This is a genomic window from Synechococcus sp. OH2 (assembly GCF_047462155.1).
Classification (GTDB): Bacteria; Cyanobacteriota; Cyanobacteriia; order Thermostichales; family Thermostichaceae; genus Thermostichus.
In genome coordinates this window covers 52,879-66,780 of the sequence record NZ_JANSIR010000095.1, presented here as the reverse complement: position 1 = coordinate 66,780, position 13,902 = coordinate 52,879, and the positions used below count along the sequence as shown (strand labels likewise).

Sequence of the window (13,902 nt, the reverse complement as noted above, 5' to 3'; positions counted from 1 at the left end):
GCCGATGGCCTTGTGCAGCAAAAAAGCCAGAGTGGAACTATCCACCCCGCCGGAGAGAGCCAGCAACACCTTCTTGTCGCCCACACGGGCCCGGACTTCCCGAATCGCCTCCTCCAGAAAAGCTTCCGTTGTCCAGGTGGGCTCGCAGCCGCAGATGTGGTAGACAAAATTGCGAATGAGAAAGGCACCCGCCTGCGAGTGGGCCACCTCTGGGTGAAATTGCACTCCGTACAGACGACGCGCCGGGTTGGCAATGGCGGCAAAGGGGGTGTTGTCCGTGGCGGCCAGAGCGTGAAAACCTGGCGGCAACTCGGTCACCGCATCCCCATGGCTCATCCACATAATGCTGTTTTCCGGCAAGTTGGTGAGCAGGTCGGTGGGATCCAAAATGTGCAGGGCGGCACGGCCGTATTCCCCCTTCTGGGCTGGCTCCACCTTGCCCCCCAACTGCTGCACCATGAGCTGCATGCCATAGCATACGCCCAGGATGGGGATCCCTAAGTTCCAGATCTCCGGGTCACAAGCAGGAGCGCCCGGCTCATAGACCGAGTTGGGGCCGCCGGAGAGGATGATGCCCTGGGGCCGTATTTGCCGCAGGTGTTCAGCGGTGGTGCGGTAGGAAAGGATTTCCGAATAGACGTGGGTTTCGCGAATACGACGGGCAATGAGCTCCGAGTACTGGGATCCAAAGTCGAGAATAACGATCATCTGGCGCTGCACCTTGAGGGGGGAGAGAGACAGGTCAGAGCTAAGGAGAGATGCAGAAGCGCTCACAAAACCTCGCACAGTGCAGAAGAGAAAACCCGAACCAAGAAACCAACTTGGCTGTGGATAAGAAACGTTAAGGGCCTTTCCATCGTAGCAGGGATGGGGGGTTTTCTTGCAGCCGCCTGTCCTGGACAGCCTCTCCCAGGCCCGCTTTGAGAACAGAACTTCTCTGAAAAACTGTCTGATGAGCCCTGCCCCGCCAGCCAAGCGATGGCTCCCAGTAACAATCGCAATAGTGAACCCAGAGCCGCCAGGGCCGAGCCAAGACTTATGATCGTAAGGAGGCGATCCAGACCGGTGGGGATATTGGCAGGGATCTGCGATCCATCGTTTTATGTCCATTGTGGCTGAATCCTTTCAAACCTATCTTCGTCGTCGCCGCCGCCTGCTGGCCCGCCGCCTCCAACGGCAGCAGGGGTGGGGTGTGGTTTTGGCTTTGTTGGCTTTGTATTTGCTCAGTTGGGATGCGCCGGGCCAGGCTGGGCTATTGTCGCACCTGTGGAGGGGGCAACCCCTGTGGTTGGTGGTGATCCCGCTGTTGGGGGGAGGGCTGTACAGCTTGGGTGCAGGGCTCATCTGGATGCTGCGGCAGCGCCGACTTCCCCAGGGATCCGCAGGTTCTGCTCAGCTTCTGGCCCAGATGATCAGCTTGCCCCACTTGGCTTTGGCCGCTCTGCTCTGGCTGGGGTTGGCGATTTGGGGAGAGCATCTTCTGCCTTTTCTGGCCCAGCAAAAGCCGCAGTTGTTGGCAGGCCTGGTGATCAGTTGGCTGCTGGCCCAGGGGTGGAGTTTTCTGCAAACGGGTTGGGTGGTAGAGGCCGGACAACTGTGGGCCGATTATCTGCAGGAGTTGCGCAGCTCTGTATTGCAGCCCTGCTACCAGCGCCTGGAAACCTGTCGTCGCTCGCTCCATTTTTACCATGCCATTTGGCAAGATCTGCAACTGGAAGAACTGGAAGCCCAGCACCTGATTCAACTGTTGTCTGAGTCGCTGCTGCCGCTGACGCTGCCGCTCAAGGTTTATGCTCAGCGGCTTCACCATTGCTGTCAGCAGTTGGCGGCCTTATTGGCCCAGATGCAAGAGCGGGTAGAACGGCTGGAGCAGGTGCTTTTGGATATAGAGCTGGAGTTGGCTGCCCAGCAGCCGTTGCAAGCTCAGCCCCAGCCGATCAACTTGCTGGCAGAAGATTGGGCCAACTGCCAGGAGCTGGATTTGCAGGAGCTGGTGTGCTTGAACCAGGAGCTGCTGGGCGCCGACCGATCTTTGCAGGGCTTGACCCAAGAGCTGAAAGGCTGGGCCGACCGAGCCATTCCTGCCGGATTGCAACTGGGATCGCGATGGCTGGGATCCCTGGGATGAAGAAGGCTGCCCCGCCTACCTCTGAGCCCCCCGAACTGGAGGCCCTCTGGGAGAGCTGGCTGGCGGAGCTGGGCTGGCAGCCTTCTGAGCCGCAGCGGCAGCAACTGCAACAGCTCTATCCCCTGGTGATGGCCGGAAACCGCACCCAGAACCTGACCCGCATCACCGCTCCCATCGATTTTTGGGAGAAACACCTGTGGGACTCGCTGCGGGGCCTACGCTTGCTGGGATCCTGGGCGGCGATTCAAGCTCGGCCCTGGCGGGGCATCGACATCGGCACCGGGGCAGGGTTTCCAGGGATCCCGGCCCAAATTGCCCTGCCCCAGGCCAGCTTCACCCTCCTGGACAGCAGCCAACGCAAGATTGCCTTTGTGCAAGAGGCCCTGCAGCAGCTCTCCCTGACCCAGGCGCGGGCGGTGGCCCAGCGAGCCGAAATCTGGGGGCAAGACCCGCAGGAACGCGGCAGCTACGATCTGGCCCTGGCCAGAGCCCTGGCAGCGGCGGAGGTTTGCGCCGAGTATTGTCTGCCCCTGCTCAAGGTGGGGGGACGCGCCATTCTCTACCGCGGCCATTGGACCGAGGCAGAAGCCCAAACTCTGGAGCGAGCCCTTTCTCTCCTGGGGGGGAAGCTGATCCACGTCGAAGCCTTCACTACCCCCCGCAGCCACGGGATACGGCATTGCCTGCTGGTGGAGAAAGTTGCCCCCACACCAGCTTGCTATCCCCGTCCTCCCGGCATTCCCAAACGCCAACCCCTGGGACAGGACAAGCACCGCTAAAAGTTGGGATCCTTAATTTCCTAGTTCAAAAAAGCTTCTGCAAGTTCCTGGAGAAAGATCTTGAACAGGTAGTTTGCAAATGCCGTCGGGGAGACTAAGATGTGGTTGGCATCAGGTTCGGATTGAGCCAATGGTCTAACCAGGTGAGCTTCCGAACTGAGCGCTAAAAGGTTAAGGTTCGGAGTTCGCTACGTTATGACCATTTTTGTGGGCAACTTGTCTTTCAAAGCCAGTGAAGAAGACCTACGGCTTGTGTTTTCCGAGTACGGCACCGTCAAGCAAATTAAGCTGCCAGTGGATCGGGAGACGGGCCGCAAGCGGGGCTTTGCTTTCGTGGACCTGGAAAACGAGGCCGACGAGCAGAAAGCCATCGACGAGTTGGATGGCGCCACCTGGATGGGCCGGGATCTGAGGGTTAACAAGGCAATGCCGCGTCAGGCCGGCGCAGGCGGCAGCAGGCGGGATAGCCGTTCTTCCCGCTTCTAATCGGATAGGCTCTGGGCCGGGGATCCCTCTCTTCTCTCCCCGGCCTTTAGCTTTGGCCGAAGATGACTCTGGCCAGAAAGGCTAAGCCAAACCAGACGGAGGCCACCAAGACAATGGCCGGGCCGGAGGCGACGTTGAGGTAGTAGCTAGCGTACATCCCCAGCAGGCTAGCGCTGACGCCAAAGAGGGATCCCAGCAGCATTACCTGGTGCAGGCGAGGCGCCAGCAGGTAAGCTGTTGCTGCTGGTGTGATGAGCATGGCCAGCACCAGCAGCACCCCCACCGCCTTCATGCTGGCCACCAGAGTGAGGGAGGTGAGCGCCATCAGCCCCCATCCCAACCCTGCAGTAGGCAGGCCGGCTGCCTTGGCCCCCAGGGGATCGAAACTGTAGAAGGTCAGCTCCTTAAAAAAGAGGGCCACCAATCCCAGCACCAGGACGGTGATGCCCACCACTGTCAACACATCAGCGGCGCTCACCCCCAGGAGGTTGCCGAAGAGGAAGTGGTTGAGATCGATGCGGGCCCGCCGTTGGATTAACGTGATTAAGAGGATCCCTAGGGCAAAAAAAGCAGAAAAGACGATCCCCATGGCCGCATCGGGCTTGAGGGGGGTGGCGGAGCGGATCCACTGGATGAGCAGGGCGCTCAGTAACCCCGCCACGAAGGCACCGACAAAGAGGTTGAGATCCAGCAGGTAGGCAATGGCCAGGCCCGGCAGCAGCGAATGGCTGAGGGCATCCCCCAGGAGGGCCAAGCTTTGCACCAGCAAATAGCTGCCCACCACCGCGCAGAGAACGCCGATGGCCACCGCCACCAGCAGAGCCCGCTGCATAAAGGCAAACCGCAAGGGATCCACCAGGGTGTGCCAGAGCCCTTCCATACCACCCCTCACCCCCTAGGCAGCTGAGTCCAAGGGCAGGATGCGGCCATAGGCCCGCTGCAACACCTGCGGCTGCAGCACCTGCTGCGGGGATCCCTGGGCAATCAGGACGCGGTTGAGGAGAAGCACCTCATCAAAGTGGGCCAGCGCCTGCCCCAGGTCGTGGTGCACCACCATCACGATATGGCCGGCGTCGGCCAGCTCCCGCAAAACCTGAAACACAATGGCCTCGCTGGGCTGGTCGATCCCGGCCAGCGGCTCGTCCAGGGCGTAGATCTCGGCTGCCTGCGCTAGAGCCCGCGCCAAAAACACCCGCTGCTGCTGTCCCCCTGATAGCCGACCAATGGGCCGATCCCGATAGGCCCCCATCCCCACCCGCTCCAGAGCTTGCGCTGCCCGCTCCCGACCTTGCGGACCGATGCGGCGCAACCAGCCGGCAGCTCTCACCTGTCCCATCAGCACCACATCCCACACCGTGGCCGGAAAGCTCCAGTCGATGGCCGACCGCTGCGGCACATAGGCCACCTGCTCCCCCCGCAGCGCCTGGCCGCCGTAGCGCACCTCGCCCCCCTCTTTTGGCACCAACCCCAGCAGCGCCTTGAGAAAGCTGCTTTTGCCAGCCCCGTTGGGGCCCAGGATGCCCGTGATGCACCCTGGCTGGATCTCGGCGCTGATCCGCTCCAACGCCAGCAACTTGCCATAGCGCACCGTCAGATCCCGCACCACCAGAGAGGCCGGACGAGGAGGGAGAGCAATCGCTGGCTTTTTCATTTTCCTTTCATTTTCGCCAAGACCAGTGTACCCTAAGGGGAAACTCAAATAGTGAAACAATTATGAAAACCAAGATCTTTTCTTTGCGCCGCTTGGTGGTGGGGCTTGGCCTGCTGATGGGCGGTTGGACATCTCTGGCCAGCTTGGCTGTGGCACGTCCCCGCGTTGTGGCTACCACCACTCTGATTGCCGATTGGGTAGAGCAGGTGGGTCAAGATCGCATCCAGCTCAGCAGCCTGCTGCAGCCGGGACAGGATCCCCACGTCTATGAGCCGACACCGGCAGATGCCGCAGCTCTCGAGCAGGCGGATCTGGTGTTTTACAACGGCTACAACTTGGAGGCGGGGTTGATTCGTCTCGTCAACGCTGCTGCTCAACGGGCGCGGCGGGTTGCCCTGGCCGAGATCCTCGACCCCATCGTCACCGATGAGGACGGGATCCCGACGCCGGATCCCCATGTATGGGGCAATGTGGAAAACGTCATCCTCATGGTGGAGCCCATTGCCCAGGAGCTGGCGGAACAGGTGCCCGGCGAAGCGGCTTTTTTTCAGGCCAATGCCGCCGCCTATCGGGCGGAGCTGGAAGAGCTCCACGCCTGGATCGCGGAGCAGATTCAGACCATTCCCCCTGCCAACCGGGTTTTGGTGACCACCCACGCTGCCTTTGCCTACTACACCCAAGCCTACGGCCTGAAGATGGGGGGATCCCTCTTGGGGATCAGCACCGAGGAACAGCCCAGCGCCCAGACGGTGGCTCGGTTGGTGGAGGAGATCCGCGCCCTGGGGGTGCCAGCGGTTTTTGCCGAGACCACCCTTAACCCCGCTCTCATCCAAACGGTGGCCACCGAAGCGGGAGTCCAGGTGGCCGAACAGGAACTGTACTCGGACTCCCTAGGGGAGCCAGGCAGCGGTGCCGAAACCTACATCGCTATGATGCGCCACAACACCTGCACGATTGTGGGGGCCTTGGGCGGATCCCCTGATTGTCCTTGAGGGGCAGAATCGAGGCAGGGGGGCTGAGTTTTGTATGATAGGGGCTCAGACCCTTGTTTTCTTACCGCGTCCATGCCTGCTGCTATCCGTCGCCCGCCCCGTTCCCTCTATTGTGGCCAAGTGCGCCCGGCCCACATCGGCCAGAGTGTCACCCTCTACGGCTGGATCGACCGCCGCCGCGACCACGGGGGCGTGATCTTTCTCGATCTGCGGGATCGCTCCGGCATTGTGCAACTGGTGGCGGATCCCCAGAAGACCCCCCTCTCCTACGAGCTGGCTAAGGAGGTGCGCAGCGAATACGTAGTGCGGGTCACAGGTAGGGTTCAGCAGCGGCCTGAAGACTCCTTTAACCCCCGCCTGCCCACCGGCGAAGTGGAGGTCTACGCAGAAGAGCTGGAAATTCTCAGCCGCGTGGGCAAGCAGCTTCCCTTCAGTGTCTCGGGGGAAGAAGGGGAAGAGGTGCGGGAGGAGATTCGCCTGCGCTACCGCTACTTGGACTTAAGGCGGGAGCGCTTGTCCCGCAACCTGCAACTGCGCCACCAGGTGATCAAGGCCATTCGCCGCTTTCTGGAGGACGAAGAAGGCTTTATCGAGGTGGAGACCCCCATCCTCACCCGCTCCACCCCCGAAGGTGCCAGAGATTACTTGGTGCCCAGCCGCGTCAACCCCGGCGAGTGGTTTGCCCTGCCGCAGTCGCCCCAGCTTTTTAAGCAGTTGCTGATGGTGGCTGGCGTGGATCGCTACTACCAAATTGCCCGCTGTTTTCGGGATGAAGATCTGCGGGCGGATCGCCAGCCGGAGTTTACCCAGTTGGACATGGAGATGAGCTTCCTGGATCAGGAGGCAATCTTGGAGCTCAACGAGCGGCTCATCGGCCACATCTTCAAAACTGTCAAAGGGATCGACCTGCCCCGTCCCTTCCCGCGGCTGACCTACGCCGAGGCTATGGCCCGCTACGGCTCCGACAAACCCGACACCCGCTTTGGGCTGGAGTTGGTGGATGTTTCGGGGGTGTTTCAGGGATCCCGCTTTCAAGTCTTTGCCAAAGCCCTGCAGCAGGGGGGAGTGATCAAGGCTCTGCCGGTGCCCGGCGGCGACGAGAGGATCTCCAACACCCGCATCAAGCCCGGCGGCGATCTGTTCAAGCTGGTTACCCAGTACGGGGCGGGCGGCCTGGCCTTCATTCGGGTGCGCGCCGGCAGCCTCGATACCATTGGTGCCCTCAAGGAAAGCCTTAGCCCTGAGCAGGAGAAGCAGTTGCTGCAGATGACCAACGCCAAGCCAGGGGATCTGCTGCTGTTTGGGGCAGGGCCGGCTGCCGTGGTCAACGAGTCGCTGGGCCGCCTGCGGCTGCACCTGGGGCAGGAGCTGGGCTTGATCCCGGAGAACGCCTTGAATCTTCTCTGGATCACCGATTTCCCCATGTTTGAGTTCAACACCGAGGAAAACCGCCTAGAAGCCCTGCACCACCCCTTTACCGCTCCCCACCCCGACGACTTGGCCGACCTAAAAACGGCGCGGGCCCAGGCCTACGACCTGGTCTGGAACGGCGTGGAAGTGGGCGGGGGATCCCTGCGCATCTACCAGCGGGAGATCCAGGAGCAGGTTTTCCAGGCCATCGGCCTCACCCCTGAGCAGGCGCGGGACAAGTTTGGCTTTTTGCTAGAAGCCTTTGAGTACGGCACGCCGCCCCACGGGGGCATCGCCTACGGCCTAGACCGGCTGGTCATGCTGCTGGCGGGGGAAGATTCCATCCGCGATGTCATCGCCTTTCCCAAAACCCAGCAGGCCAGGTGTTTGCTCACCGGCGCCCCTGCCGGCGTCGAGCCCAAGCAGCTCAAAGAACTGCACGTGGCTTCCACCTATCAGCCCAGCTAAGGGATCCCTCCACCTGTGTGGGAGGATGGATAGGCATGTACCCCTACTCTTGGGTCTCCTTATGCTAGATCTGACCGGAAAGAAAGCCTTGGTAACTGGCATTGCCAACGAGCGCTCCATCGCCTGGGGCATTGCCCAGCAACTGCACAAAGCGGGAGCTACGTTGGGGGTTACCTACTTGCCAGACGAGCGGGATCGCTTCAAAACCAAAGTCCAGCAATTGACGGAGCCCCTGCAGCCGGATTTTCTCCTTCCCTGCGACGTGCAAAGCGACCAGCAGATCAACGATCTGTTTCAAGGGGTGGCCCAAAAATGGGGTCAGGTCGATATCTTGGTTCACTGCCTGGCTTTCGTTAAAAAAGAAGAGCTGAGCGGCAACTTTAGCGATATCTCGCGGGAGGGGTTTGCCCTGGCCATGGATGTGAGCACCTACTCCCTGATTGCCCTCTGCCGGGCCGCCAAGCCCCTCTTGAGAGCCGGCAGCAGCATCCTCACCCTCACCTATCTGGGGGGCGTGCGGGTGGTGCCCAACTACAACATGGCCGCTGTCACCAAAGCGGGCCTGGAAACCTGTGTTCGCTACCTGGCGGCCGAGCTGGGCCCTGCCGGGATCCGGGTGAATGCTATCTCTGCCGGGCCCATTCGCACCCTGGCTTCTTCGGCGATTTCGGATTTTCATGCCATGCTGCACGCGGTGGAGGAGAAAGCTCCGCTGCGGCGCAATATCACCCAGCTCGAGGTGGGCAATGTGGCTGCTTTTTTGGCCAGCGACCTGGCCAGCGGCATTACCGGCCAGGTGATCTATGTGGATAGTGGATATAGCATCCTGGGTTTTTAGGCTCTTGGGGATCCCCCTGGCATGAATCGCTTCTCACCTTTGCAGCGGCTGCTGCTCACCTGGATTTTGATCGTCATTAGCGGCTGGCTGGCCCTGCAGGTGGGCCGGCTGTTTGGCCATCTGCTCACCACCCTCCTGACGGCAGCGGTGCTGGCCTTTTTGCTCAACTATCCGGTACAGGTGCTGCAGCGCTATCGGGTCAGTCGGGGTTTGGCGGTCACCCTGGTTTTTGCCCTGTCGGTGGTGCTGCTGGCCTTGGTAGGGATCGCCATCGTGCCCATCCTGGCCAAGCAGGTGGTGCAGTTGGGGGCGCGGATCCCGGAGTGGGTGGATACCTTACAAAGCTGGCTGGATCAAATCAGCCTGTGGGCGGCAGAGCGCAACATCAACCTCGGCCAGACGGAGCTGGTGAACACCCTCCTCAACCGCCTGCAGGCCAGTGCCGAAAAAATTGCCAGCCAATCCCTAGACATCCTCCTGGGCACCTTTAACCAGGTGGTTGACTTGGTGTTGGTGTTGGTGCTGGCCCTCTACATGCTGCTCTACGGCGGCCAGTTTTGGCAGGGGTTGCTCAGCCTCTTCCCCAAGCCCTGGGGGCCGCGCATCGGCGAAGCCCTGGCTCTGAGTTTCCAGAACTTTCTCATCAGCCAGTTGGTGTTGGGGTTCATTATGGCCCTGATGCTGGTGCCAGTGTTTGGGCTGCTGCGAGTACCCTTTGGGCTTTTGTTTGGCCTCTTGATTGGCCTGCTGGAGGTGATCCCGCTAGTGGGGGGCTTTATCGGCATCGGCGCGGCAGCAGTGCTGCTGGCCTTCCAAGATATCTGGCTCAGCCTCAAGGTGGTGCTGGTCTCCTTGATCGTGCAGCAGATCAAGGATCGAGTCATCGCTCCCCGGCTAATGGGGGAACTGATTGGCCTCAACCCGGTGTGGATCTTGATTGCCCTATTGGTGGGGGCGCAACTGGGGGGCATCTTGGGCGTGATCGTTGCCATTCCCCTAACCAGTGTGGTGAAAAGTCTCTACGAGATTGCCCGTTCCGCCGACTTGGCCGCCGAAGATGGCTTATCCCCTGCTGCGAAGGTGACCTCCCTCGGCAAAAGCCCCATCGAAACCCACCGGGATCCCACCTTGCCCAAGCCAGAGACCCAGCAGGTCTAGCCCCTTTTTCGCAGACGACTCTTCCAGGCAGCAACCTAGCCCCGATCCCCATCTCCCCTCTCCCAGAGGAAGAGGGCCGGGGGTGAGGGGCTGGGCCTTGTCCTAGCGAATTTTTCCCTCAATGAAAGGCACTTCTAGCACCTTTTCGTGCTGGATGGGGCCATGGCCAAAGTAGCCCCCTTCCCCAAACAACTCGCCGTGGTCGGCAGTAACCGTGATGTAGGTGTTTTTGGGAACCAGATCGAACAGTTGCTCAAAGACCCCATCTAGGTAGCGCACCGCCTCGATCTGCCGCTGGCGCAGCTCCTCCAACTGGGCGGAATTGAAAAAGGGGATCCCGGCCTCTTCCCCTTCATCCAGGCGCTTTAACACACCATTGACCCCAGAGATGCGGGGCCACGAGCTGGGGTCCTCGTCGGGCAGGGCGTAGGGATAGTGAGTTTCGCCCACATTTAATAGGTAAAAGCTGGGGCGATCCGGCTCGAAGCGCAACTGCTCCACCATGGCCGCCATATCGTTGTGCCGCGGCATGAGACGGTAGGAATCGAAGTCGCGATTGAGCAGAGTGCTGGGGTTGAGCACCGGCAGGGAGACCATGGCATGGGTGGTGTAGCCCAGTTGATGCTTCAGGAGCGTTGGCAAGTAGAGGTGAGGCAGCAGATGCTTGAACTCAATCGGCTGCCGGGTGCCGAGGCGCTCGTTGTAACGCAAATACTCCTGCTTGTAGTGCTCAGAGGCGAAAACGTGGGTAGGGCTGGTGTGAGGCAACAGGCCCATCAGCAGGTTGTAATGGGCGGGAGCCGTCCAGGAGGCGTAGCTCCAACGCTTTTCCAGGGATCCCAACTTGAGCAGATGCTTGGGGTTAGCCGCCAGCAGGCTGTCGAAGCGGCAACTGTCCAAAATGATCAACAGGTAGTGATTTTGCCCTTGGGGCTCAGGTCGGGGAGCGGGCTCAGGCAAGGGATTTGCAGAAGATCTCCACCAGCTTAGGAGTCCCATTCCTCTTCCTCCTCTTGGCCGGGGTAGGGACGTCGGACTATCCGCCAGTTGGGGGTAGTGGCCGTGTCGTCTTCCTCCTCAGGTTCAGCGGGTTGGCGAATGCGTTCCGGCGGGATATTGGAATAGGAATAGCGACCTGCCTGGGGATCCGGCTCGTACTCCGGCAGATCTTGAGGCAAATAGTGGTCGGGGGGAATCATCTGCGCTTCCAAGAAGCGCACTCGGTCGATGAGCTGGTTTAACTTGCGGATTGCCTGTCGCTGCAACGCCTGATCATGCAGCCGCCAAGCGCCCACATACAGAAACCCCAAGCCGACTCCTACCCCATAGGCAGTGAACAGCGTCAGCGACAAAGGAATCGCAGCGCCGGCTTGACCAGCCACGACGACCGCTGCTGTGGATCCCCAGTTTTGGACAAGGAAAACGAGCAGGGCCAGTATCCACAGGCCCAGGAGTATGGAGCGGATATTCTGGAGCATGGCCGCCACCTTCCCTTTTCACTAGGCTATCACCACCCCTGCAACGGGCGGAGGGAACCCCGATTCCTCAGCCACCTCCGATGACGTTGGATCCCCAGCCCGGAGCCACTTGAGCCGCCCTGAGGATAAAGGCAGCCAGGTTGCGCAGCGCTTCATCATCCATCCAGGAGGGAGGCACAGGGCGGCAGCCATAGCTAACTTCGGTGCCATCGTAGCTGCGGGGATCCCGCTGGTACTCCATGAGAGCTTGAATGGTGTCGCGGGGCGGGGTGGCGCCGCGCAAGGCCTTGAGCGAAAGGGAAATGTTAGGAGCCGGTAGGGTAGAGCCGCCCACGTGGCAGTTCAGACAGGCAGCCTGAAAGCGATTTTTCCCGTCGGTAAGTTGCTCTGGAGTAAAGGTGAGCATGTGCCCTTCGGCATCCCAGGGCAACTCTATTGGCTCAGTGGTTCGCAGGTACTGGCTCACATAGGGATCAACGCGGCCTGCCGCTGGGCTAGCTATCCCTAGCCATACCAAAAGCAGGATCCCGGCCCACCTCCAGCCACGGCCCGGGATCCCCCACCGGTTTGCCCCTTGAGTTTGCCCAGGCATTAGAGATAGGCGGAAAGGTCGCTGTGGGATTCGCTCTTGGTGCCGCCCCAGCCGGGTACGGTCTTAGCCTGCACTAGGATGTAGCCGGCAATTAACTTCAGATCCTCATCGGTGAGGTTGCGCAGGCGAGGATACTCACTCAGAAGCTGGGTGTTGGGATGATATTCCACCAGGGACTCTACCCCGTCATAGGTGACCGGGTTCTTGATGTAGTCTACGATCGCCAACACATTATCGCGGGGAGGTGTTGCCCCCTCCAGATCCGAGAGCTTCAGGCTCACGTCCGGGTTGGGATAGGTCTGGCCACCCACATGACACTGGGCACAGGCTTTGTTGAATAACTGCTTTCCTCTGGCCAGTTGCGCTTCTGTGAAAGTGATGGACTCGGTTGGCGACAAGGCTACAGGAGGAATCTGCCTGGCCGCCAAGGCCGGCCCCCAGGCATATCCGGCCATCCCCAAAGCCAAGATCAGGACCAATAACCGACGGCGCGCCATCGCGAACGCTTTCTGAAGAGAAGATTTGCTAAACATGGTTCTCCGTAGTTCGATCTTAGAAGGGGGGGTCAGCTCCGCTCCAGCGACAAACCCGACAACAGGATCAAGAATAGACCATTGCGAGATCATTTGCCGATGGGATCCGGGATCGCTTTTGCAAGCTATTCTCTTCGACTTTTAGTGTTAAGTTTGATTGCGGATCCAGCGCCCCCTCAACGGTTGGGTTAGTGCCGCCACCCTGCCGAGAGCGGCAATGCGATCCACAAAAGCAAACTCGGAGAAGGGATCCCTTGCCTTCTGGAGAGGACAGCAGTGGTTGGCTTGATCCGCTGCCGAGAAAACCTAGGGCCGGCAGAGGTTGGGGCAGATAGGGTTGAGGAGTCTTCAAAGGCGGTTCAATTGCTAGGGATCCCCTGACTGGGGCTATCCTGTAAGCATCTTGCCTGCGTGCGTTCTCTAGATGGGAAGGCCATGCCTTGGGATCTGGGGCGGTTTTGGAACACGCTGACCTACTACGAAGCGCTGCCCTTTGCTGACCTCTGGCGCTGGGTTCAGAATGGGTTTCAGACAGCAGCCGTTGACTTCATGCCTCCTTCCCTGGCGACTTCAGCTCCCCTTCCCGTGATCCTCTTGGGCGATGGCCTACCAGTGGGGCTGGCGGAGGCGCTGCACCGGCAAGGGGCAGAAGTCCAGGAGAGAGGGGATGAGGTGACAGCCAGGGTCATCCTCGGTCTGGAGAACCGGGAGAAAGCTAAGGCCTACCTAGAGCGCCTGCGCCGCAGCGGCCAAACGGAACAGATGCTCTTTGACTTCCGCCAGCCCGATCCCCAGGTGAACCAGTTCTGGGGCATCCTCGACGATGTGGTGATGGGCGGGGTGAGTCAAAGCCAACTGCTCTGGGGGGAGGGTGAGCTGCTGTTTACAGGCCAGGTTTCCACGGCCAACTTCGGCGGCTTTGTTTCCACCCGCACGCGCAATTGGCAGCCGCCCTTGGATGCCTCAGGGTTTGCCGGCCTGGAGCTGCAGCTACGGGGCGATGGACAGCGCTACAAGGTTCTGCTGCGGGATCAAGGGGGCTGGGACAGCCCGGCCTACGGCTACGCCTTCGACACCACTCCAGGGGAGGAGCAGACCGTCCAGGTTCCTTTTGCCGAGATGGTGCCCACCTTTCGCGCCCGCCGGGTTGCCGCTCCCCCTTTGAATACCCGCCAGATCTATTCGCTGCAACTGATGCTGAGCAAGTTTGAAGCGGACGGCAGTCCCAACCCCCGTTTTCGGCCTGGGCCGTTTCGGCTGGGCGTGCGTTGGATCGGGCTCTATCGCCAGAAGCCGCTGCCGCAACTGATTGGGGTGGCGCGGGGATCCCTAACTCCCGATTGGGTGGCGGCCCTGCAGGAGAGCTCCAGCCGTTGGTGTGGGGTGGAG

Annotated in this window: 15 protein-coding genes; 8 read left to right on the top strand and 7 right to left on the bottom strand. The window is 60.6% G+C overall.

Annotation, left to right across the window (positions count from 1 at the left end; genetic code table 11):
* Positions 1–708: glutamine-hydrolyzing GMP synthase (gene guaA, locus NW835_RS08795; RefSeq protein ID WP_414415160.1), on the bottom strand; the 708-nt coding region annotated here is incomplete at its 3' end.
* A gap of 394 nt (positions 709–1,102) precedes the next feature.
* Here guaA and NW835_RS08790 point away from each other — a divergent pair.
* The 3 genes from NW835_RS08790 to NW835_RS08780 all read left to right on the top strand — a co-directional run bounded on the left by NW835_RS08790 (position 1,103) and on the right by NW835_RS08780 (position 3,393).
* Complete coding sequence (locus tag NW835_RS08790) at positions 1,103–2,128, top strand: hypothetical protein (protein ID WP_414415080.1); 1,026 nt, start codon at positions 1,103–1,105, stop codon at positions 2,126–2,128.
* Positions 2,125–2,907, top strand: a complete 783-nt coding sequence (gene rsmG, locus NW835_RS08785) for a 16S rRNA (guanine(527)-N(7))-methyltransferase RsmG (protein WP_414365029.1) — start codon at positions 2,125–2,127, stop codon at positions 2,905–2,907. The genes NW835_RS08790 and rsmG overlap by 4 nt, the downstream gene beginning before the upstream one ends.
* A gap of 195 nt (positions 2,908–3,102) precedes the next feature.
* Complete coding sequence (locus tag NW835_RS08780; RefSeq protein WP_414415079.1) at positions 3,103–3,393, top strand: RNA recognition motif domain-containing protein; 291 nt, start codon at positions 3,103–3,105, stop codon at positions 3,391–3,393.
* 46 nt (positions 3,394–3,439) lie between these two features.
* Here the strand turns inward: NW835_RS08780 and NW835_RS08775 are convergent, their stop codons facing one another.
* Positions 3,440–4,273: a metal ABC transporter permease gene (locus NW835_RS08775; RefSeq protein WP_414415078.1), complete on the bottom strand. Its 834-nt coding sequence runs from the start codon at positions 4,271–4,273 to the stop codon at positions 3,440–3,442.
* A gap of 15 nt (positions 4,274–4,288) precedes the next feature.
* Positions 4,289–5,044, bottom strand: a complete 756-nt coding sequence (locus NW835_RS08770; protein WP_414415077.1) for a metal ABC transporter ATP-binding protein — start codon at positions 5,042–5,044, stop codon at positions 4,289–4,291.
* Positions 5,045–5,106: 62 nt separating this feature from the next.
* On the opposite strand from NW835_RS08770, the gene NW835_RS08765 reads away from it, so the two are divergent.
* From NW835_RS08765 to NW835_RS08750, 4 genes are all read left to right on the top strand, one after another.
* Positions 5,107–6,036 carry a metal ABC transporter solute-binding protein, Zn/Mn family gene (locus NW835_RS08765; protein ID WP_414415076.1) on the top strand — a complete coding sequence of 310 codons (930 nt, stop codon included), beginning with the start codon at positions 5,107–5,109 and terminating at the stop codon, positions 6,034–6,036.
* 72 nt (positions 6,037–6,108) lie between these two features.
* The gene (gene aspS, locus NW835_RS08760) at positions 6,109–7,914 is read left to right on the top strand and encodes an aspartate--tRNA ligase (RefSeq protein ID WP_414415075.1); all 1,806 of its coding nucleotides are present in this window, start codon (positions 6,109–6,111) and stop codon (positions 7,912–7,914) included.
* A 61-nt stretch (positions 7,915–7,975) separates the two neighbouring features.
* Positions 7,976–8,752 (top strand): enoyl-ACP reductase FabI, encoded by a 777-nt coding sequence (gene fabI / locus NW835_RS08755; protein ID WP_414348999.1) that lies wholly within the window; start codon positions 7,976–7,978, stop codon positions 8,750–8,752.
* A 21-nt stretch (positions 8,753–8,773) separates the two neighbouring features.
* Positions 8,774–9,910, top strand: a complete 1,137-nt coding sequence (locus NW835_RS08750; RefSeq protein ID WP_414365036.1) for an AI-2E family transporter — start codon at positions 8,774–8,776, stop codon at positions 9,908–9,910.
* Between the two features lie 102 nt (positions 9,911–10,012).
* Here the strand turns inward: NW835_RS08750 and NW835_RS08745 are convergent, their stop codons facing one another.
* The 4 genes from NW835_RS08745 to psbV form a co-directional block, all read right to left on the bottom strand.
* The gene (locus NW835_RS08745) at positions 10,013–10,870 is read right to left on the bottom strand and encodes a sulfatase-like hydrolase/transferase (protein WP_414385945.1); all 858 of its coding nucleotides are present in this window, start codon (positions 10,868–10,870) and stop codon (positions 10,013–10,015) included.
* Between the two features lie 26 nt (positions 10,871–10,896).
* Positions 10,897–11,388, bottom strand: coding sequence for a hypothetical protein (locus NW835_RS08740; protein WP_414365038.1), 492 nt, complete (start codon positions 11,386–11,388; stop codon positions 10,897–10,899).
* Positions 11,389–11,455: 67 nt separating this feature from the next.
* On the bottom strand, positions 11,456–11,980 hold the full coding sequence (psbV2, locus tag NW835_RS08735) for a photosystem II cytochrome PsbV2 (RefSeq protein WP_414378268.1): 525 nt from the start codon (positions 11,978–11,980) through the stop codon (positions 11,456–11,458).
* Complete coding sequence (gene psbV, locus NW835_RS08730) at positions 11,980–12,477, bottom strand: photosystem II cytochrome c-550 (RefSeq protein ID WP_414370281.1); 498 nt, start codon at positions 12,475–12,477, stop codon at positions 11,980–11,982. Before psbV ends, psbV2 begins: the two co-directional genes overlap by 1 nt.
* A 471-nt stretch (positions 12,478–12,948) precedes the next feature.
* Between psbV and NW835_RS08725 the strand changes: the two genes are divergently transcribed.
* On the top strand, positions 12,949–13,902 hold a 954-nt coding region (locus NW835_RS08725; RefSeq protein ID WP_414415074.1), incomplete at its 3' end, for a CIA30 family protein.

Bases quoted from the DNA above. Each gene is read 5' to 3' on its own strand.
- NW835_RS08790 (WP_414415080.1), top strand. From the start codon at position 1,103: ATGTCCATTGTGGCTGAATCCTTTCAAACCTATCTTCGTCGTCGCCGC.
- rsmG (WP_414365029.1), top strand. From the start codon at position 2,125: ATGAAGAAGGCTGCCCCGCCTACCTCTGAGCCCCCCGAACTGGAGGCC.
- NW835_RS08780 (WP_414415079.1), top strand. From the start codon at position 3,103: ATGACCATTTTTGTGGGCAACTTGTCTTTCAAAGCCAGTGAAGAAGAC.
- NW835_RS08775 (WP_414415078.1), bottom strand. From the start codon at position 4,273: ATGGAAGGGCTCTGGCACACCCTGGTGGATCCCTTGCGGTTTGCCTTT.
- NW835_RS08770 (WP_414415077.1), bottom strand. From the start codon at position 5,044: ATGAAAAAGCCAGCGATTGCTCTCCCTCCTCGTCCGGCCTCTCTGGTG.
- NW835_RS08765 (WP_414415076.1), top strand. From the start codon at position 5,107: ATGAAAACCAAGATCTTTTCTTTGCGCCGCTTGGTGGTGGGGCTTGGC.
- aspS (WP_414415075.1), top strand. From the start codon at position 6,109: ATGCCTGCTGCTATCCGTCGCCCGCCCCGTTCCCTCTATTGTGGCCAA.
- fabI (WP_414348999.1), top strand. From the start codon at position 7,976: ATGCTAGATCTGACCGGAAAGAAAGCCTTGGTAACTGGCATTGCCAAC.
- NW835_RS08750 (WP_414365036.1), top strand. From the start codon at position 8,774: ATGAATCGCTTCTCACCTTTGCAGCGGCTGCTGCTCACCTGGATTTTG.
- NW835_RS08740 (WP_414365038.1), bottom strand. From the start codon at position 11,388: ATGCTCCAGAATATCCGCTCCATACTCCTGGGCCTGTGGATACTGGCC.
- psbV2 (WP_414378268.1), bottom strand. From the start codon at position 11,980: ATGCCTGGGCAAACTCAAGGGGCAAACCGGTGGGGGATCCCGGGCCGT.
- psbV (WP_414370281.1), bottom strand. From the start codon at position 12,477: ATGGCGCGCCGTCGGTTATTGGTCCTGATCTTGGCTTTGGGGATGGCC.